Source organism: Pseudomonas azotoformans, assembly GCF_900103345.1.
Taxonomy (GTDB): domain Bacteria; phylum Pseudomonadota; class Gammaproteobacteria; order Pseudomonadales; family Pseudomonadaceae; genus Aquipseudomonas; species Aquipseudomonas azotoformans.
The window spans coordinates 4,056,447-4,075,877 of record NZ_LT629702.1 but is presented as its reverse complement, the minus strand read 5'-3'; the positions used below and the strand labels follow the sequence as shown (position 1 = coordinate 4,075,877).

General features: G+C 54.6%; 16 protein-coding genes, 6 tRNA genes and 3 rRNA genes. 21 read left to right on the top strand and 4 right to left on the bottom strand.

What is annotated here, in order from left to right:
* Nucleotides 1–35 precede the first annotated feature (35 nt).
* Nucleotides 36–998, bottom strand: a complete 963-nt coding sequence (locus BLR69_RS18490) for an NAD(P)H-dependent flavin oxidoreductase (RefSeq protein WP_071494298.1) — start codon at nucleotides 996–998, stop codon at nucleotides 36–38.
* Nucleotides 999–1,022: 24 nt separating this feature from the next.
* Nucleotides 1,023–1,451 carry a protoporphyrinogen oxidase HemJ gene (gene hemJ / locus BLR69_RS18485; RefSeq protein WP_071494297.1) on the bottom strand — a complete coding sequence of 143 codons (429 nt, stop codon included), beginning with the start codon at nucleotides 1,449–1,451 and terminating at the stop codon, nucleotides 1,023–1,025.
* A gap of 136 nt (nucleotides 1,452–1,587) precedes the next feature.
* Between hemJ and argC the strand changes: the two genes are divergently transcribed.
* Both argC and erpA read left to right on the top strand, forming a co-directional pair.
* On the top strand, nucleotides 1,588–2,622 hold the full coding sequence (gene argC, locus BLR69_RS18480; RefSeq protein ID WP_010206935.1) for an N-acetyl-gamma-glutamyl-phosphate reductase: 1,035 nt from the start codon (nucleotides 1,588–1,590) through the stop codon (nucleotides 2,620–2,622).
* 165 nt (nucleotides 2,623–2,787) lie between these two features.
* Nucleotides 2,788–3,138 (top strand): iron-sulfur cluster insertion protein ErpA, encoded by a 351-nt coding sequence (erpA, locus tag BLR69_RS18475; protein WP_003176443.1) that lies wholly within the window; start codon nucleotides 2,788–2,790, stop codon nucleotides 3,136–3,138.
* 67 nt (nucleotides 3,139–3,205) lie between these two features.
* Here erpA and BLR69_RS18470 read toward each other — a convergent pair whose 3' ends face one another.
* Nucleotides 3,206–4,297: an anhydro-N-acetylmuramic acid kinase gene (locus tag BLR69_RS18470; RefSeq protein WP_071494296.1), complete on the bottom strand. Its 1,092-nt coding sequence runs from the start codon at nucleotides 4,295–4,297 to the stop codon at nucleotides 3,206–3,208.
* A 2-nt stretch (nucleotides 4,298–4,299) separates the two neighbouring features.
* Entirely contained in the window at nucleotides 4,300–5,718 is a 1,419-nt protein-coding gene (locus tag BLR69_RS18465; protein WP_071494295.1) for a peptidoglycan DD-metalloendopeptidase family protein, read from the bottom strand.
* A 209-nt stretch (nucleotides 5,719–5,927) separates the two neighbouring features.
* Between BLR69_RS18465 and tyrS the strand changes: the two genes are divergently transcribed.
* From tyrS to rplL, 19 genes are all read left to right on the top strand, one after another.
* Complete coding sequence (gene tyrS, locus BLR69_RS18460; RefSeq protein ID WP_071494294.1) at nucleotides 5,928–7,127, top strand: tyrosine--tRNA ligase; 1,200 nt, start codon at nucleotides 5,928–5,930, stop codon at nucleotides 7,125–7,127.
* A 552-nt stretch (nucleotides 7,128–7,679) separates the two neighbouring features.
* Nucleotides 7,680–9,216, top strand: a 16S ribosomal RNA gene (locus tag BLR69_RS18455).
* Nucleotides 9,217–9,377: 161 nt separating this feature from the next.
* Nucleotides 9,378–9,454, top strand: a tRNA-Ile gene (locus tag BLR69_RS18450).
* Nucleotides 9,455–9,484: 30 nt separating this feature from the next.
* A tRNA-Ala gene (locus BLR69_RS18445) sits at nucleotides 9,485–9,560 on the top strand.
* 249 nt (nucleotides 9,561–9,809) lie between these two features.
* Nucleotides 9,810–12,701, top strand: a 23S ribosomal RNA gene (locus BLR69_RS18440).
* 155 nt (nucleotides 12,702–12,856) lie between these two features.
* Nucleotides 12,857–12,972 (top strand): 5S ribosomal RNA (gene rrf, locus BLR69_RS18435).
* Together the 16S, 23S and 5S rRNA genes with 2 tRNA genes alongside form the textbook arrangement of a ribosomal RNA operon.
* 168 nt (nucleotides 12,973–13,140) lie before the next feature.
* Nucleotides 13,141–14,100 (top strand): bifunctional biotin--[acetyl-CoA-carboxylase] ligase/biotin operon repressor BirA, encoded by a 960-nt coding sequence (birA, locus tag BLR69_RS18430; RefSeq protein ID WP_071493738.1) that lies wholly within the window; start codon nucleotides 13,141–13,143, stop codon nucleotides 14,098–14,100.
* Nucleotides 14,090–14,839, top strand: a complete 750-nt coding sequence (locus BLR69_RS18425) for a pantothenate kinase (RefSeq protein WP_071493737.1) — start codon at nucleotides 14,090–14,092, stop codon at nucleotides 14,837–14,839. The genes birA and BLR69_RS18425 overlap by 11 nt, the downstream gene beginning before the upstream one ends.
* 7 nt (nucleotides 14,840–14,846) lie before the next feature.
* Nucleotides 14,847–15,293, top strand: a complete 447-nt coding sequence (locus BLR69_RS18420; protein WP_071493736.1) for a hypothetical protein — start codon at nucleotides 14,847–14,849, stop codon at nucleotides 15,291–15,293.
* Nucleotides 15,294–15,436: 143 nt separating this feature from the next.
* Nucleotides 15,437–15,521 (top strand) — tRNA-Tyr (locus BLR69_RS18415).
* A gap of 24 nt (nucleotides 15,522–15,545) precedes the next feature.
* Nucleotides 15,546–15,619 (top strand) — tRNA-Gly (locus BLR69_RS18410).
* Nucleotides 15,620–15,644: 25 nt separating this feature from the next.
* A tRNA-Thr gene (locus BLR69_RS18405) sits at nucleotides 15,645–15,720 on the top strand.
* A gap of 162 nt (nucleotides 15,721–15,882) precedes the next feature.
* Nucleotides 15,883–15,958, top strand: a tRNA-Trp gene (locus BLR69_RS18400).
* A 45-nt stretch (nucleotides 15,959–16,003) separates the two neighbouring features.
* On the top strand, nucleotides 16,004–16,372 hold the full coding sequence (gene secE, locus BLR69_RS18395) for a preprotein translocase subunit SecE (RefSeq protein WP_003194658.1): 369 nt from the start codon (nucleotides 16,004–16,006) through the stop codon (nucleotides 16,370–16,372).
* A 9-nt stretch (nucleotides 16,373–16,381) separates the two neighbouring features.
* Nucleotides 16,382–16,915, top strand: coding sequence for a transcription termination/antitermination protein NusG (gene nusG, locus BLR69_RS18390; RefSeq protein ID WP_003176436.1), 534 nt, complete (start codon nucleotides 16,382–16,384; stop codon nucleotides 16,913–16,915).
* A gap of 117 nt (nucleotides 16,916–17,032) precedes the next feature.
* Nucleotides 17,033–17,464: a 50S ribosomal protein L11 gene (rplK, locus tag BLR69_RS18385; RefSeq protein WP_003176435.1), complete on the top strand. Its 432-nt coding sequence runs from the start codon at nucleotides 17,033–17,035 to the stop codon at nucleotides 17,462–17,464.
* A complete protein-coding gene (gene rplA, locus BLR69_RS18380; RefSeq protein ID WP_003232403.1) occupies nucleotides 17,464–18,159 on the top strand; it encodes a 50S ribosomal protein L1 in 696 nt (231 codons plus the stop codon). Before rplK ends, rplA begins: the two co-directional genes overlap by 1 nt.
* 200 nt (nucleotides 18,160–18,359) lie before the next feature.
* Entirely contained in the window at nucleotides 18,360–18,860 is a 501-nt protein-coding gene (gene rplJ / locus BLR69_RS18375; RefSeq protein ID WP_016969477.1) for a 50S ribosomal protein L10, read from the top strand.
* Nucleotides 18,861–18,938: 78 nt separating this feature from the next.
* Entirely contained in the window at nucleotides 18,939–19,304 is a 366-nt protein-coding gene (gene rplL, locus BLR69_RS18370; RefSeq protein WP_003210093.1) for a 50S ribosomal protein L7/L12, read from the top strand.
* Nucleotides 19,305–19,431: the final 127 nt, after the last annotated feature.

Genomic DNA, 19,431 nt, shown 5'->3' with positions numbered 1-19,431 from the left:
GCAAGCCTGCTCAGTCGGCAGGCCTGGCGGTTGGGTCAGCGTGGCCAGCGCAGGTGCGCGGCCTGTTCGCGTGCCTTGCGGTATTCGGCATCCAGGCGGGCAACGAGTTCATCGACGCTGGGCAAATCATCAATCTCACCGACGCCTTGGCCGGCCGACCATACAGTCTTCCAGGCCTTGGCCTCATCGCTCAACGGCTTGAGCTTGGAGCCGAAGTTGACTTCACCTTTGCCTTGCAGCGCGGCGAGGTCGAAACCGGCGTTTTCCAGGCTCTGGCGCATAAAGCTGGCGGGTACGCCGGAGACAGCGGGAGTGTGCACGATGTCGGCGGCGCGCGATGTGAGCAGCATCTCTTTATACGCATCCGGGGCATGGCTTTCGGTGGTGCCGATAAAGCGCGTGCCGAAATAGGCCAGGTCCGCGCCCAGCAGTTGGGCGGCGAGTATCTCATGCCCGTGGTTGAGGCAGCCGGCTAGCAGCAGGGTTTTGTCGAAGAACTGGCGAATCTCGGCAATCAGCGAGAATGGGCTCCAGGTGCCGGCATGCCCGCCGGCGCCTGCGGCGACGGCGATCAGGCCATCCACGCCGGCTTCGGCGGCCTTCTCGGCATGGCGGCGGGTGGTGACGTCGTGGAACACCAGGCCGCCGTAGCTGTGCACGGCGTCCACCAGCTCTTTGACCGCCCCCAGGCTGGTGATGATGATCGGCACTTTATGCTCGACGCAGATCGCCAGGTCTGCCTCCAGCCGTGGGTTGCTGTGGTGCACGATCAGGTTGACGGCGTAAGGCGCAGGGTTGTCCAGCAGCGCCAGGCCCGCTTCGATCTCTTCCAGCCAGGCCTTGAAACCACTGCTTTCGCGTTGGTTGAGCGCCGGAAAACTCCCGACCACTCCATTGCGGCAGCACGCCAGGACCAGTTGCGGGTTGGAGATGAGGAACATCGGCGCCGCCACGACGGGCAGGCGCAGACGTTGTTCAAGCAGAGCGGGCAGCGACATTGGAGGTACCCCGAGTAATTGAAGTTAGAACGGTTTGACCACGACCAAAATTACGATAGCCAGCAATATCAGAACGGGCACTTCATTGAACCAGCGATAAAAGACATGGCTGCGGGTGTTTTCGCCACGGGCAAAGCGTTTTACCTGCGCGCCGCACATATGGTGGTAGCCGATGAGCAATACGACGAGGGTCAGCTTGGCGTGAATCCACCCGCCCGACTGAAAGATGCTTGGGTTCAGGTAGATCAGCCAGCCGCCGAAAATCAGCGTGGCAATCATTGCCGGTCCCATGATGCCGCGGTACAGCTTGCGCTCCATGACACTGAAACGCTCTTTGCTGACGGTGTCCTCGCTTTGGGCGTGGTAGACGAACAGGCGTGGCAAGTAGAACAGCCCGGCAAACCAGCAGACGATGCTGACGATGTGGAAGGCTTTGATCCATAGATAGAGCATTTCTAGTTATTCCCAGGTTCACGGTAACTGAAGATAGTAGTGGCTCATGCGCCCGTACGTCACGTTGACGGTTGTCGCAGGACGATACGGCCCCTATTATCGACGGCTTTCCAGTGGGTTCGTTGAGGGCAGGTTTATGGTCAAGGTCGGTATCGTCGGCGGCACGGGTTATACCGGTGTCGAATTGCTGCGTCTGTTGGCTCAGCATCCGCAAGCTGAGGTAGTGGTCATCACCTCCCGATCCGAGGCCGGGCTGGCCGTGGCCGATATGTACCCGAACCTGCGAGGCCACTATGACGGCCTGGCGTTCAGCGTGCCGGACATCAAGACCTTGGGCGCCTGCGATGTGGTGTTCTTCGCCACGCCGCACGGGGTTGCCCATGCGCTGGCCGGTGAACTGTTGGCTGCGGGTACCAAGGTCATCGACCTCTCGGCGGACTTCCGTCTGCAGGACGCTGACGAGTGGGCCAAATGGTACGGCCAGCCGCACGGCGCGCCGGAGTTGTTGGAAGAGGCGGTGTACGGCCTGCCGGAAGTGAATCGTGAACAGATCAAGCAAGCGCGCCTGATTGCGGTGCCAGGTTGCTATCCAACCGCCACACAGTTGGGCTTCCTGCCATTGCTGGAAGCGGGGCTGGCGGACGCTTCGCGCTTGATCGCGGACTGCAAATCGGGCGTCAGCGGTGCCGGTCGTGGTGCTGCGGTCGGTTCGCTGTACTCTGAAACGTCGGAAAGCATGAAGGCTTATGCGGTAAAAGGGCATCGTCACTTGCCGGAAATTCGCCAGGGGCTGCGCCGTGCGGCTGGGAAGGATGTGGGCCTGACCTTCGTTCCGCACTTGACCCCAATGATCCGTGGCATTCACTCCACGTTGTACGCCACTGTGGTCGATCGCTCGGTCGACCTGCAGGCGCTGTTCGAAAAACGGTATGCCAACGAACCGTTTGTCGATGTGATGCCGGCCGGCAGCCATCCGGAAACCCGCAGCGTGCGCGGTGCCAACGTGTGCCGGATTGCCGTGCACCGCCCGCAGGATGGTGACCTGGTCGTGGTGTTGTCGGTGATCGATAACCTGGTCAAGGGCGCGTCCGGCCAGGCGGTGCAGAACATGAACATCCTGTTTGGCCTGGATGAGAAGTTGGGCCTGTCCCACGCGGGCATGCTGCCTTAAGGCTGTTTCGTCGCTAAGCAAAAGGCCCGTTGATCGGGCCTTTTGTGTTTTTAATGGCGACAGCGCAGATTGATATACCGTAACAATAGTTGACCGCTTTTCTAGGAGAAGCGGATAATGCCGGGCATTACGCATATGGCGGCGCTACGCCGGGAGATTATCAGCATGAGCGTTGAATCCTTCACCCCCACGGCTTTGCAATTCACCCACGGTGCTGCGCACAAGGTGAAGAGCCTGGTCGATGAAGAGGGTAATGATCGCTTGAAGCTGCGCGTATTCGTTACGGGCGGCGGTTGTTCAGGGTTTCAGTACGGTTTTACCTTCGATGAAGATGTGGCCGATGATGACACCATCGTTGAGCGCGAGGGCGTGAGCCTGGTTGTGGACCCGATGAGCTTCCAATACCTGGCAGGTGCTGAGGTGGATTACCAGGAAGGTCTGGAGGGTTCGCGTTTCGTGATCAAGAACCCTAACGCTACAACCACCTGTGGTTGCGGGTCTTCGTTCTCGATCTGATCGGTAGCGGATGCAAAAACGCCGCTTGGCTGTGATGGGCCAAGCGGCGTTTTGCTGTCTGGAGATTTTACGCTGGGTAGATGGCGCCCAGTACCCTAAGTCCTCGTGCCCCGGTGACACTTGGGCGGTTGGCTGCGATACCTTCGAGGCAGCAATGGGCCAGCCAGGCGAAGGCCATGGCCTCGACCCAGTCGGGGTCTACGCCGTAGGCGGCGGTGCTGCTGACTTGAATTGACGGTAGCAGGGCGGCCAGGCGATTCATCAGCGTGGCGTTGTGGGCGCCGCCACCACACACCAGCAGTGTTTCGGTCTGGGGTTGGGCAGACTGCAGGGACTCGGTGACGGTCAGTGCGGTCAGTTCCAGCAGGGTGGCCTGAACATCCTGAGGCTCGAATGTTGGTAAGCGACCCAGGTGTTGGTGCAGCCACGCCAGATTGAACACTTCGCGGCCGGTGCTCTTGGGGCCCGTGGTCACGAAGAAAGGGTCGCTGAGCAGGGCGTTCAGTAGCGCAGGCTCGACCTTGCCGCTGGCCGCCCAATGGCCATCACGGTCAAAGTGTTCACCGCGTTGCTGGTGAATCCAAACATCCAGCAGGACGTTGCCTGGGCCGCAGTCGAAGCCGGCTACAGGTTTGCCGGTCTCAATCAGACTGAGGTTGCTGAAACCTCCAACATTCAATACGGCACGGTTACCGCTGTGCTCGCCAAACAGTGCTTCATGGAACGCAGGGACCAATGGGGCGCCCTGGCCGCCGGCGGCGACGTCGCGGCTACGGAAATCGCTGACCACCGTGATGCCTGTGAGCTCGGTGAGCAAGGCCGGGTAGCCGATCTGTACGGTAAAGCCCCGGGCGGGTTCATGGCGGATGGTCTGGCCATGGCTGCCAATCGCGCGAATGTCCTGGGGCTTGAGGTTTTGCTGGTCGAGTAAAGCGTGGATACCTTGAGCAGCAAGATTTACCCAGTTCTGTTGGGCAATGGCTGAGCGGGCGATCTCATCCGGCCCGCTGGCGCAAAGAGCAAGCAGCTCGGTGCGCAGGGTATCGGGCATGGGAATGTAGTGTGCGGCGATCAGCTTGATCGCCGGGGACTGCTCGATCAAGGCGATGTCCAGGCCATCAAGGCTGGTCCCGGACATCACACCGATATAGAGCGCCATACTTAACGCTTCGCCGAAGCCAGCAGGGTGGAGCGCTCTTGATCCATGCGCGCCATCAACGGCTGGCTCTGTTGCATGAAGCGGGCGCGTTCAGCCTTGGCGATCGGGTCGGCCATGGGCAGTTTCTGGCCCAGTGGGTCGACGTGAACGCCATTGACCTGGAACTCATAGTGCAAGTGCGGACCGGTGGACAGCCCGGTAGTGCCGATATAGCCAATCACCTGGCCTTGTTTCACGGTGCCGCCGGTTTGCACGCCTTTGGCGAAGCCTTGCATATGGCCATACAGCGTACGGTAGGTATTGCCGTGCTGGATGATCACGGTATTGCCGTAGCCGCCACGACGCCCTGCCAACAGGACTTTACCGTCACCGGCTGCCTTGATCGGCGTGCCACGTGGTGCGGCGTAATCGACCCCTTTGTGGGCGCGGATTTTGTTCAGAATTGGATGCTTGCGACCCATGGAGAAACGCGAGCTAATACGAGCGAAGTCCACCGGCGTACGGATGAAGGCCTTGCGCATGCTGTTGCCGTCGGCGGTGTAGTAGCTGCTGTTGCCTTGTTTGTTGGTGTAACGCACGGCGGTGTAGGTCTTGCCGCGGTTAGTGAAGCGTGCGGAGAGAATGTTGCCGGTGCCGACGACTTTGCCATTGGCGACTTTCTGCTCGTAGATCACGTCGAATTCGTCGCCTTGGCGGATGTCCTGAGCGAAGTCGATGTCGTAGCCGAACACGCTGGCCATATCCATGGTCATGCTGTGGGACAGGCCTGCCCGCGCGGCGGATTGTGACAGGGAGCTGTTGATCACGCCGTGTACGTAGGCGGAGCGCATGACCGGTTTGGTGGTGATGCGATTGAAGGCAAAGCCTTTGGCACCCTTTGTCAGAGTAATGCTTTCGAGGTCGCTGACATTGCTGTGCAGGTTGTTCAGCTGGCCATCGGGGGTGAATTCAAATTCGAGCTTCTGGCCGTGCTTGAGCTGAGTGAACTGTTTGGCTTGTTTGTCGCTGGCGAGTACTTCATTGACCGTGGTAGCGGGAAGGCCAACTTTCTCGAACAGGGTCGATAGCGTATCGCCTTTGGCCACGATGACTTCGCGGTGCTGAGGGTTCTTGGCCGCGTCGGCAACAGGTGCTGATGAGCTCTGGGTAGCTTGTTGGGTGTCTTCGGGACTGCTTTCTATCTGGGCGAACGGCGATTCGGTGGCCGCGTTTGTGGCTTGCTGCGCGTCGGAAGCGTCTTGATCTTGTGTCAGTTGTTCAACTGGGCTTTCCAGGTCAAGGCTCAGGGATGTTCGTTTGGCTTCTACGTCACTGGAAGGGAATACCAGGAGTGCCAGGCTGAGAAGGGCAGCGATACCACTTGCGGCGAGCAGGTGGGTCTTCGGGTAAAGCGGCGGCGCTTTAGACGGTTCAGTGGTCATAGGTAATTTTGACTTTGAAGATGAAATGGAAAAGATGAATGACATGATGAAGATGAAATAACTGTATAAAATATAACCAAATCATCTGTGGCGCAAGCTCGCGAACGCTGGGCTTGCTGAACGGTGTCCGTTCGCAGGGCAAAACTTGTAATTAGTCCCTGATCTTGTATGGTTGGTTCCCTTTTGAATCTGAGCCTTGCGGGTCTGTTATGAAGTCGGTTGAAGAGCAGCTAGCGCTGATAAAACGTGGTGCGGAAGAACTGTTGGTCGAAGCTGAGCTGATCGAAAAGCTCAAGCGTGGTCAGCCCCTGCGTATTAAGGCTGGCTTTGATCCGACTGCGCCGGATCTGCACCTGGGGCATACCGTGCTTATTAATAAGCTGCGCCAGTTCCAGGAGTTGGGGCACCAGGTCATCTTCCTTATAGGTGACTTCACCGGAATGATCGGTGATCCGAGCGGCAAGAGCGCCACGCGTCCGCCGCTGACCCGTGAGCAGGTGCTTGATAATGCCGAGACCTACAAGACTCAGGTATTCAAGATTCTCGATCCGGCCAAGACCGAAGTGGCGTTCAACTCCACTTGGATGGATCAGATGGGGCCGGCGGACTTCATTCGCTTGACCTCTCAGTACACTGTTGCGCGCATGCTTGAGCGTGATGACTTCGACAAGCGCTACTCCACCAATCAGCCGATCGCCATTCACGAGTTCCTCTATCCGTTGGTTCAGGGCTATGACTCGGTAGCGTTGCGTGCGGACGTTGAGCTGGGCGGCACTGATCAAAAGTTCAACCTGTTGATGGGGCGTGAGCTCCAGCGTGCATATGGGCAGGAAGCCCAGTGCATCCTGACCATGCCGTTGTTGGAAGGGTTGGATGGCGTCAAGAAGATGTCCAAGTCCCTGGGGAACTATGTCGGTATCCAGGAGGCGCCGGGCGTTATGTACGGCAAGCTGGTTTCGATTCCTGATGCTTTGATGTGGCGTTACTTCGAGTTGCTGAGCTTCCGGTCGATGGATGAAATCAATGCGCTGCGTGCTGATGTAGAGGCAGGCGCTAATCCGCGTGACGTGAAGATTAAGCTGGCGGAAGAGATTGTTGCGCGTTTCCATGGTGAAGATGCTGCGGCCAACGCTCACCGCGCTGCGGGTAATCGCATGAAGGATGGGGAGCTGCCTGATGATCTGCCGGAGATCGAGCTGTCTGCTGCCGAGGCGATGCCGATTGCTGCTGTGCTTAATAAGGCGGGCCTGGTTAAGAACTCGGCAGTTGCACGCGACCTTCTGGGCTCGGGTGGTGTGCGTATAGATGGTGAGGTTGTGGATCGCACCTTTATATACGAGCTAGGTGCTACCCACGTTTGTCAGGCTGGGAAGAAGTCATTTGCGCGTATTACGCTCAAATCCGAATAAAACTGAAATTAGGTGTTGACGGCGAATTATATCTGTCTATAATTCGCCCCACTTCCGGCGCAGTCGAAACGGAAAATTCCTTGGTAAACAAAGAGTTACGCGGAATTCGACAGCGACTTGCTTCAGATCATCGAAGTCCAGAAGGAGTTGGTAGAGCAGTGTTGTTTGGCTCTATTAACGTTTCGATCCTCTCGGTCGAAAGTGGAGAAAAGAGGTGTTGACAGCAGCGTGTAACGCTGTAGAATTCGCCTACCGCTAACGAGAGATCGGAAGCGCAAGTGGTTGAAGTTGTTGAAGAAATCTTCGAAAACTTCTGAAAATAATCACTTGACAGCAAATGAGGCTGCTGTAGAATGCGCGCCTCGGTTGAGACGAAACATCTTAACCAACCGCTCTTTAACAACTGAATCAAGCAATTCGTGTGGGTGCTTGTGGAGTCAGACTGATAGTCAACAAGATTATCAGCATCACAAGTTACTCCGCGAGAAATCAAAGATGTAACCAACGATTGCTGAGCCAAGTTTAGGGTTTCTTAAAAACCCAAAGATGTTTGAACTGAAGAGTTTGATCATGGCTCAGATTGAACGCTGGCGGCAGGCCTAACACATGCAAGTCGAGCGGTAGAGAGAAGCTTGCTTCTCTTGAGAGCGGCGGACGGGTGAGTAATGCCTAGGAATCTGCCTGGTAGTGGGGGATAACGTTCGGAAACGGACGCTAATACCGCATACGTCCTACGGGAGAAAGCAGGGGACCTTCGGGCCTTGCGCTATCAGATGAGCCTAGGTCGGATTAGCTAGTTGGTGGGGTAATGGCTCACCAAGGCGACGATCCGTAACTGGTCTGAGAGGATGATCAGTCACACTGGAACTGAGACACGGTCCAGACTCCTACGGGAGGCAGCAGTGGGGAATATTGGACAATGGGCGAAAGCCTGATCCAGCCATGCCGCGTGTGTGAAGAAGGTCTTCGGATTGTAAAGCACTTTAAGTTGGGAGGAAGGGTTGTAGATTAATACTCTGCAATTTTGACGTTACCGACAGAATAAGCACCGGCTAACTCTGTGCCAGCAGCCGCGGTAATACAGAGGGTGCAAGCGTTAATCGGAATTACTGGGCGTAAAGCGCGCGTAGGTGGTTTGTTAAGTTGGATGTGAAATCCCCGGGCTCAACCTGGGAACTGCATTCAAAACTGACTGACTAGAGTATGGTAGAGGGTGGTGGAATTTCCTGTGTAGCGGTGAAATGCGTAGATATAGGAAGGAACACCAGTGGCGAAGGCGACCACCTGGACTAATACTGACACTGAGGTGCGAAAGCGTGGGGAGCAAACAGGATTAGATACCCTGGTAGTCCACGCCGTAAACGATGTCAACTAGCCGTTGGAAGCCTTGAGCTTTTAGTGGCGCAGCTAACGCATTAAGTTGACCGCCTGGGGAGTACGGCCGCAAGGTTAAAACTCAAATGAATTGACGGGGGCCCGCACAAGCGGTGGAGCATGTGGTTTAATTCGAAGCAACGCGAAGAACCTTACCAGGCCTTGACATCCAATGAACTTTCTAGAGATAGATTGGTGCCTTCGGGAACATTGAGACAGGTGCTGCATGGCTGTCGTCAGCTCGTGTCGTGAGATGTTGGGTTAAGTCCCGTAACGAGCGCAACCCTTGTCCTTAGTTACCAGCACGTAATGGTGGGCACTCTAAGGAGACTGCCGGTGACAAACCGGAGGAAGGTGGGGATGACGTCAAGTCATCATGGCCCTTACGGCCTGGGCTACACACGTGCTACAATGGTCGGTACAGAGGGTTGCCAAGCCGCGAGGTGGAGCTAATCCCATAAAACCGATCGTAGTCCGGATCGCAGTCTGCAACTCGACTGCGTGAAGTCGGAATCGCTAGTAATCGCGAATCAGAATGTCGCGGTGAATACGTTCCCGGGCCTTGTACACACCGCCCGTCACACCATGGGAGTGGGTTGCACCAGAAGTAGCTAGTCTAACCTTCGGGAGGACGGTTACCACGGTGTGATTCATGACTGGGGTGAAGTCGTAACAAGGTAGCCGTAGGGGAACCTGCGGCTGGATCACCTCCTTAATCGACGACATCAGCTGCTCCATAAGTTCCCACACGAATTGCTTGATTCATTGAAGAAGACGATAAGAAGCAGCCAGAGATGGATGTAGCTTAGTTGGTTAGAGCGCACCCCATGCTCTGTGGTAAAGAGCAGGGTGAGGTCGGCCTTGTAGCTCGAAATTGGGTCTGTAGCTCAGTTGGTTAGAGCGCACCCCTGATAAGGGTGAGGTCGGCAGTTCGAATCTGCCCAGACCCACCAATTTTGTGTGGGAAACGCCTGTAGAAATACGGGGCCATAGCTCAGCTGGGAGAGCGCCTGCCTTGCACGCAGGAGGTCAACGGTTCGATCCCGTTTGGCTCCACCACTACTGCTTCTGAAAGTTTTGAAAGCTTAGAAATGAGCATTCCACCAAGACGGTGATGAATGTTGATTTCTAGTCTTTGATTAGATCGTTCTTTAAAAATTTGGGTATGTGATAGAAAGATAGACTGAACGTTACTTTCACTGGTAACGGATCAGGCTAAGGTAAAATTTGTGAGTTCTCGTAATTGAGAAATTCGAATTTTCGGCGAATGTCGTCTTCACAGTATAACCAGATTGCTTGGGGTTATATGGTCAAGTGAAGAAGCGCATACGGTGGATGCCTTGGCAGTCAGAGGCGATGAAAGACGTGGTAGCCTGCGAAAAGCTTCGGGGAGTCGGCAAACAGACTTTGATCCGGAGATGTCTGAATGGGGGAACCCAGCCATCATAAGATGGTTATCTTGTACTGAATACATAGGTGCAAGAGGCGAACCAGGGGAACTGAAACATCTAAGTACCCTGAGGAAAAGAAATCAACCGAGATTCCCTTAGTAGTGGCGAGCGAACGGGGACTAGCCCTTAAGTGGCTTTGAGATTAGCGGAACGCTCTGGAAAGTGCGGCCATAGTGGGTGATAGCCCTGTACGCGAAAATCTCTTAGTCATGAAATCGAGTAGGACGGAGCACGAGAAACTTTGTCTGAATATGGGGGGACCATCCTCCAAGGCTAAATACTACTGACTGACCGATAGTGAACTAGTACCGTGAGGGAAAGGCGAAAAGAACCCCGGAGAGGGGAGTGAAATAGATCCTGAAACCGTATGCGTACAAGCAGTGGGAGCCTACTTTGTTAGGTGACTGCGTACCTTTTGTATAATGGGTCAGCGACTTATTTTCAGTGGCGAGCTTAACCGAATAGGGGAGGCGTAGCGAAAGCGAGTCTTAATAGGGCGTCTAGTCGCTGGGAATAGACCCGAAACCGGGCGATCTATCCATGGGCAGGTTGAAGGTTGGGTAACACTAACTGGAGGACCGAACCGACTACCGTTGAAAAGTTAGCGGATGACCTGTGGATCGGAGTGAAAGGCTAATCAAGCTCGGAGATAGCTGGTTCTCCTCGAAAGCTATTTAGGTAGCGCCTCATGTATCACTGTAGGGGGTAGAGCACTGTTTCGGCTAGGGGGTCATCCCGACTTACCAAACCGATGCAAACTCCGAATACCTACAAGTGCCGAGCATGGGAGACACACGGCGGGTGCTAACGTCCGTCGTGAAAAGGGAAACAACCCAGACCGTCAGCTAAGGTCCCAAAGTTATGGTTAAGTGGGAAACGATGTGGGAAGGCTTAGACAGCTAGGAGGTTGGCTTAGAAGCAGCCACCCTTTAAAGAAAGCGTAATAGCTCACTAGTCGAGTCGGCCTGCGCGGAAGATGTAACGGGGCTCAAACCATACACCGAAGCTACGGGTATCACGTAAGTGATGCGGTAGAGGAGCGTTCTGTAAGCCTGTGAAGGTGAGTTGAGAAGCTTGCTGGAGGTATCAGAAGTGCGAATGCTGACATGAGTAACGACAATGGGTGTGAAAAACACCCACGCCGAAAGACCAAGGTTTCCTGCGCAACGTTAATCGACGCAGGGTTAGTCGGTCCCTAAGGCGAGGCTGAAAAGCGTAGTCGATGGAAAACAGGTTAATATTCCTGTACTTCTGGTTATTGCGATGGAGGGACGGAGAAGGCTAGGCCAGCTTGGCGTTGGTTGTCCAAGTTTAAGGTGGTAGGCTGAGATCTTAGGTAAATCCGGGATCTTAAGGCCGAGAGCTGATGACGAGTTAACTTTTAGTTAACGAAGTGGTTGATGCCATGCTTCCAAGAAAAGCTTCTAAGCTTCAGGTAACCAGGAACCGTACCCCAAACCGACACAGGTGGTTGGGTAGAGAATACCAAGGCGCTTGAGAGAACTCGGGTGAAGGAACTAGGCAAAATGGCACCGTAACTTCGGGAGAAGGTGCGCCGGTGAGGGTGAAGGACTTGCTCCGTAAGCTCATGCCGGTCGAAGATACCAGGCCGCTGCGACTGTTTATTAAAAACACAGCACTCTGCAAACACGAAAGTGGACGTATAGGGTGTGACGCCTGCCCGGTGCCGGAAGGTTAATTGATGGGGTTAGCTAACGCGAAGCTCTTGATCGAAGCCCCGGTAAACGGCGGCCGTAACTATAACGGTCCTAAGGTAGCGAAATTCCTTGTCGGGTAAGTTCCGACCTGCACGAATGGCGTAACGATGGCGGCGCTGTCTCCACCCGAGACTCAGTGAAATTGAAATCGCTGTGAAGATGCAGTGTATCCGCGGCTAGACGGAAAGACCCCGTGAACCTTTACTATAGCTTTGCACTGGACTTTGAATTTGCTTGTGTAGGATAGGTGGGAGGCTTTGAAGCGTGGACGCCAGTTCGCGTGGAGCCATCCTTGAAATACCACCCTGGCAACTTTGAGGTTCTAACTCAGGTCCGTTATCCGGATCGAGGACAGTGTATGGTGGGTAGTTTGACTGGGGCGGTCTCCTCCTAAAGAGTAACGGAGGAGTACGAAGGTGCGCTCAGACCGGTCGGAAATCGGTCGTAGAGTATAAAGGCAAAAGCGCGCTTGACTGCGAGACAGACACGTCGAGCAGGTACGAAAGTAGGTCTTAGTGATCCGGTGGTTCTGTATGGAAGGGCCATCGCTCAACGGATAAAAGGTACTCCGGGGATAACAGGCTGATACCGCCCAAGAGTTCATATCGACGGCGGTGTTTGGCACCTCGATGTCGGCTCATCACATCCTGGGGCTGAAGCCGGTCCCAAGGGTATGGCTGTTCGCCATTTAAAGTGGTACGCGAGCTGGGTTTAGAACGTCGTGAGACAGTTCGGTCCCTATCTGCCGTGGACGTTTGAGATTTGAGAGGGGCTGCTCCTAGTACGAGAGGACCGGAGTGGACGAACCTCTGGTGTTCCGGTTGTCACGCCAGTGGCATTGCCGGGTAGCTATGTTCGGAATAGATAACCGCTGAAAGCATCTAAGCGGGAAACTAGCCTCAAGATGAGATCTCACTGGAACCTTGAGTTCCCTGAAGGGCCGTCGAAGACTACGACGTTGATAGGTTGGGTGTGTAAGCGCTGTGAGGCGTTGAGCTAACCAATACTAATTGCCCGTGAGGCTTGACCATATAACACCCAAGCAATTTGACTACTCTAACGAGCATCAGATTGCGGTGTGTGAAGACGAAATGAACCGAAAGTTCGACGTTCACAAAACACCGAAAGCTGTCACATACCCAATTTGCTGAAGCGAGGCCTAGGCCACGACTCAGTACCCGAATTTCTTGACGACCATAGAGCATTGGAACCACCTGATCCCATCCCGAACTCAGTAGTGAAACGATGCATCGCCGATGGTAGTGTGGGGTTTCCCCATGTGAGAGTAGGTCATCGTCAAGATTAAATTCCAAAACCCCTGATTGCTAACGCAGTCAGGGGTTTTGTTTTGGGCGGTCGAAAAGTGCGATTAGGCTCGTGTCTTTAATCTCCAGTTCTAAAGTCTGCCCTTTCTATGCAATGACCTTGCGCATGGCTATCATGCCTGCCTCATTGTGAGGCGATACTTGCATGCTGACGTTGTTAAAACTTCTGAAAGATGGCCGATTCCACTCCGGAGAAGCACTTGGTGTCGCCCTTGGCGTCAGTCGCAGTGCTGTCTGGAAGCAGCTGCAGCACCTGGAGGCAGAGCTGAATCTGCCAATCCACAAGGTGCGAGGGAGGGGGTATCAGTTGGCATCACCGCTGGTGTTCTTGAGTGCTGAAGAGATCGCGCTGAATGCGCCATCCTTGGCATGGCCCGTTCATATCTCTGACTCCATTGACTCCACGAATGCTGAAGCTTTGCGGCTTGTGGAGGCTGGCTGCGCGGCGCCGTTCCTGGTGCTCGCGGAGCAGCAAACTGCGGGAAGAGGCAGGAGAGGGCGAAAGTGGGTCAGTCCGTTCGCACAAAACGTTTATTACAGCCTCGTGTTGCGTATTGAGGCAGGTCTACGGCAATTGGAGGGACTAAGCCTGGTTGTGGGCTTGGCAGTCATGCAAGCCTTGCGAGAGTCGGGGGTACATGGCGCGACCCTGAAGTGGCCAAACGATGTTTTGGTAGGACAGAAGAAAATTGCTGGAATTTTGCTGGAGTTGGTAGGGGATCCCGCGGATATCTGTCACGTAGTCCTCGGAATCGGTATCAACGTGAATATGCAGAGGGCGGACGAGGTAGATCAGCAATGGACCTCAGTACAGCTTGAGACGGGGGCTCCGGTGGATCGAAATCTTCTGGTGTCGCGATTGGGGCGACAGCTGCAAGGCTACCTTGAGCGGCATCGGGAAGGCGGTTTTATCGCGCTTCAAGGAGAGTGGGAGCAAAATCACGCCTGGCAGGGCCGGCCAGTCTCCCTCATAGCGGGTGTCAACCAGGTCGATGGGGTTGTGCTGGGAGTAGATCGCCAGGGGGCATTGCGTTTGAATGTTGATGGTGTCGAGAAAGTCTACAGTGGTGGTGAGTTAAGCCTGAGGTTGCGTGATGATTCTTGAGCTCGACTGTGGAAATAGCTTTATCAAATGGCGTGTCCTTGATGCTGATAGCCCTGGTGCCTCGTCGGAGGGGATTGTTGGATCGGATTTGGCATTGATTGAAAGTCTGTTGGCGCTTCCTGGATTGTTGCTGACGCGCTGCCGATTGGTGAGCGTTCGTGCTCTGGAGGAAACAAGCAAGTTGGTCGCGGCTCTTCATGAGGCATTCGGTATTGCTGTTTCGTGTGCTGCTCCCGCGCGCGCGATGGCTGGCGTGCGCAACGGCTACGAAGATTTCGAGCGCCTGGGTCTTGATCGCTGGTTAGCGATGCTTGGTGGATTCAAGCTCGCGCGAGGCGCTTGCCTTGTGCTTGATTTTGGTACTGCAGCCACAGCAGATTTTATTGCGGCGGATGGCGAGCACTTGGGTGGTTTCATCTGCCCGGGTATGTCTCTCATGAGAAATCAACTGCGAACTCATACGCGCAAGATACGTTATGGCGATGCGGCTGCTGAAAGGGCGCTTGAGCGCCTTTCCCCTGGTCGTACGACCGTTGAGGCGGTAGAGCGCGGCTGTACACTGATGCTCAGGGGGTTTGTATTGACTCAGTTGGAGTTGGCACGAAGCTACTGGGGGGATGATTTCACTGTGTTCCTGACTGGGGGGGATGCTGATTTGGTGGTGGATGCAGTGCCGCAGGCGCGACTCGTGCCGGATCTAGTGTTTGTTGGTTTGGCGATGGCTTGTCCTTTGTCCTGAGGTGGTTATGCGTTGGCTTTTTTTGCTTTTACTTGTTCTCAACGCCTTCTATTACATATGGCACCAACAGGAAGCGCCGTTGCGAGCTAAAGATGTAACGCCTCTGAGTCTTTACAAGGGCTCACAGCAGGATATCCGCCTGCTCAGTGAGTCATCTGATGCTGTGGTGCGCAGAGATCGCGTGAAAACACCCGAAGTGCAAAATACTTGCCTGTATATCGGTGGTTTTGCGGATGAGCGTCAAGCGCAGTCTGTTGAGCAGCGGCTCACAAGCCTGGATATAAAGGTCAAGCTTCTATTGCTCAATACTCCGGATGCCTCCGGTTACTGGCTGCGTGTAGCCCCTGAAAGTCGACGCCTGGCTGACGATCTGCCCTTTGAAAACCTTGCTAAGGAATTCAATGAGTTAAAACATAAAATAATGTTGTGCGAAGGCGTTGCATCTCTCGAATAGTTTGCATAGAATGGCGCCCGCTTCGCAGTGAAGACCTTTAAGGTCTACAGTGTGAAGCGAAGGTCAACGCAGCTAACCTCATATTTTTAAATGAGAAAATGCTTGACAGAAGGTCGGCGTAATGTAAAATGCCGGCTCGCTTAGGAGGGGTTCCCGAGCGGCCAAAGGGATCAGACTGTAAATCTGACGTCTACGACTTCGAAGGTTCGAATCCTTCCCCCTCCACCATTTTTAGCGTGAGCTGCAAGCTCCGCGGGTATAGTTTAGTGGTAGAACCTCAGCCTTCCAAGCTGATGATGCGGGTTCGATTCCCGCTACCCGCTCCAAGTTTGCAGGTTGTGCAAGTGTTTCGCTCTTGTAGCTCAGTTGGTAGAGCACACCCTTGGTAAGGGTGAGGTCAGCGGTTCAAATCCGCTCAAGAGCTCCATATGACAAGGCAGATATGAAAATATCTGCCTTTGTTTTAACAGCTGCCTCGGCTTGTTGGTGTTGTATCTGGCTTTTATCGTCGGATGATTTCAAGTCTAGTGGGGTTGGTTGTTGTAAAGTCTTTTTCAGGCCTGCATAATGGTCGGCCTGATTTTGTTTTAGGTCAGTAGCTCAATTGGCAGAGCGACGGTCTCCAAAACCGTAGGTTGGGGGTTCGATTCCCTCCTGACCTGCCAGATTCACGTGGTGTATCTGGCTTTCTTTTCACAGGATCTTCATAGATGACTCCTAAGGCTGAAGCTCAAAGCTCTCGTTTCGATCTGGTCAAGTGGCTCGCAGTAGTCGCCTTGGTGGTCGTAGGCGTTGTTGGCAATCAGTACTATTCTGCTTCGCCGATCCTGTACCGCGTACTCGCTTTGCTTGCCCTCGCTGCTGTAGCTGCCTTTGTAGGCCTGCAGACTGCCAAAGGCAAGTCTTTCGCGGTCCTGGTAAAGGAAGCTCGCACCGAAATTCGTAAAGTCGTTTGGCCGACTCGCCAAGAAACTACGCAGACCACGTTGATCGTTGTGGCTGTTGTTCTGGTTATGGCGTTGCTGTTGTGGGGGCTTGATTCCCTGCTCGGTTGGCTTGTTTCCTTGATTGTTGGCTAAGGGTGTCCCGTGGCTAAGCGTTGGTACGTTGTGCATGCTTACTCGGGTTACGAGAAGCATGTTATGCGCTCTTTGCTGGAGCGCGTAAAGCTGGCAGGCATGGAAGATGGCTTCGGCGAAATTCTGGTTCCCACTGAAGAAGTGGTTGAAATGCGGAATGGTCAGAAGCGCAAAAGCGAACGTAAGTTCTTTCCAGGCTATGTGCTGGTTCAGATGGACATGAATGAAGGTACTTGGCACCTGGTCAAGGACACTCCTCGTGTTATGGGTTTCATTGGCGGTACCGCTGATAAGCCTGCTCCCATTACCGACAAGGAGGCGGAAGCGATTCTGCGTCGTGTTGCTGATGGTAGTGACAAGCCTAAGCCGAAGACGTTGTTCGAGCCGGGTGAGGTTGTTCGTGTCACAGACGGTCCGTTTGCTGATTTTAACGGTACTGTCGAAGAAGTTAACTACGAAAAGAGCCGGATCCAAGTGGCAGTGCTCATTTTCGGTCGCTCTACTCCGGTAGAGTTGGAGTTCAGCCAGGTCGAGAAGGTCTAGCTGAGCAAGCATCCCAACCCCGCAGCCTTAGGCTGTGGGGTTTTGTCGTCACTGGGATAAACGCGCAAGTAACCGGGGAGCCTTTCGAGGCGTTCGAACCCGTAATTGGAGTGCCTCATGGCCAAGAAGATTACCGCTTACATCAAGCTGCAAGTGAAGGCCGCTCAGGCCAACCCTAGCCCACCCGTCGGTCCAGCTCTGGGTCAGCACGGCGTGAACATCATGGAGTTCTGCAAGGCCTTCAACGCCCGTACTCAGGGTCTTGAGCCAGGTCTGCCGACTCCAGTGATCATCACTGTATACAGCGACCGTAGCTTTACTTTCGAAACCAAGTCGACTCCGGCTTCGGTTCTGTTGAAGAAGGCTGCTGGTCTGACTAGCGGTTCCGCTCGTCCGAACACCGTTAAGGTTGGCACCGTAACTCGTGCTCAGCTGGAAGAAATCGCGAAAACCAAAAACGCGGATCTGACTGCAGCTGATATGGATGCAGCCGTGCGTACCATCGCCGGTTCTGCTCGTAGCATGGGCCTTAACGTGGAGGGTGTGTAATGGCTAAGCTGACCAAGCGCCAAAAGGCTATCGCCGGCAAAATCGAAGCAGGCAAGGCCTACAACTTTGTAGACGCCGCTGCCCTGCTGACCGAGCTGTCGACTGTCAAGTTCAGCGAGTCCGTTGACGTTGCTGTAAACCTGGGTGTTGACCCACGTAAATCCGACCAGGTCGTTCGTAGCGCTACTGTGCTGCCACACGGTACTGGCAAGACTGTACGTGTAGCTGTCTTCACCCAGGGCCCGGCAGCTGAAGCTGCTCTGGCTGCTGGCGCTGACCGCGTTGGCATGGACGACCTGGCTGCCGAAATGAAAGGCGGCGACCTGAACTACGACGTAGTTATTGCATCCCCGGATGCAATGCGTGTTGTAGGTCAGTTGGGTCAGATCCTGGGTCCACGTGGTCTGATGCCTAACCCGAAAGTCGGCACCGTAACGCCAGACGTAGCTACCGCGGTTAAAAACGCCAAGGCTGGTCAGGTTCGTTATCGCACCGACAAAAACGGCATCATTCACACCTCCGTTGGCAAAGTCGGCTTCGATGCCGTCAAGCTGAAGGAAAACGTTGAGGCCCTGATCGCTGATCTCAAGCGTATCAAGCCAGCTTCCTCGAAAGGTATCTACGTCAAGCGCGTTACCCTGAGCACCACTATGGGCCCAGGTCTGGTCATCGACCAAGGCTCGTTGGACGTATAAGACACAGATTGACGCGAGAGATCGCGCCAATTGAAAAAAATTGGGGTCCCTGCCTGGCGGGGGCTATCCAAGACCGTAGGCGACGCAAGTCTTAAACCAAAAGCCTACGCAGATGGTGCTCCCGGTTCCTTACCGAATCAGACACCAAAACGACATCCGGCTCCGGCCAGATGAAACGGTAACAAGCAGGAGTTAAACCCGTGGCAATTAATCTCGAAGACAAGAAGGCCATCGTCGCTGAAGTCAACGAGGCTGCCAAAGCTGCTCTGTCCGCTGTCGTGGCTGATGCCCGTGGTGTGACAGTAGGCGCTATGACCGGACTCCGTAAAGAGGCTCGTGAAGCTGGCGTATACGTACGTGTTGTACGTAACACCCTGCTCAAACGCGCTGTTGCTGACACTGAATACAGTGTCCTCAACGACGTGTTCACCGGCCCGACTCTGATCGCGTTCTCCAAAGAACATCCAGGCGCTGCTGCCCGTTTGTTCAAGGAATTCGCCAAGAGTCAGGATAAGTTCGAGATCAAGGCAGCTGCGTTCGAGGGCAAGTTCCTCGCAGCTAACCAAATCGACGTACTGGCAACACTGCCGACCCGCGACGAAGCCATTTCGCAGCTGATGAGCGTGATTCAAGGCGCTACCAGCAAGCTGGCTCGTACTCTGGCCGCAGTTCGCGAGCAAAAAGAAGCTGCCGCAGCCTAAGGCTGAGCGACTTCTCTCGCGTATTTTTGTTTATTTCGATGGCCGAGTAGGCCGTCCCCCAATTCAGGAAATACAGCAATGTCTATCTCCCAAGACGATATCCTCAACGCCGTAGCTGAAATGTCGGTTCTGCAGGTTGTTGAGCTGATCAAAGCTTTCGAAGAAAAATTCGGCGTTTCCGCTGCCGCTGCTTCCGCTGGCCCAGCTGTTGCTGCTGTTGCTGCTGAAGAGCAAACCGAATTCAACGTCATGCTGCTGGAAGCTGGCGAGAAGAAAGTAAACGTGATCAAGGCAGTACGTGAACTGACCGGTCTGGGCCTGAAAGAAGCCAAGGCTGTAGTTGACGGCGCTCCTGCCCAGGTTCTGGAAGCAGTGTCGAAAGACGCCGCTGACAAAGCCAAAGCAGTGCTGGAAGAAGCAGGCGCTAAAGTCGAGCTGAAGTAAGCATCGACCTTGCGTCTCCAGCCCAAGCGTTAAGCTGAAGGCTGATGGCTGGTGGCTCTTGCCACCGGCCTTTTTCCGTTCTTGGCTGTCGACTCGGTCGCCGCCAATAACGCGCTGTAACCACCCG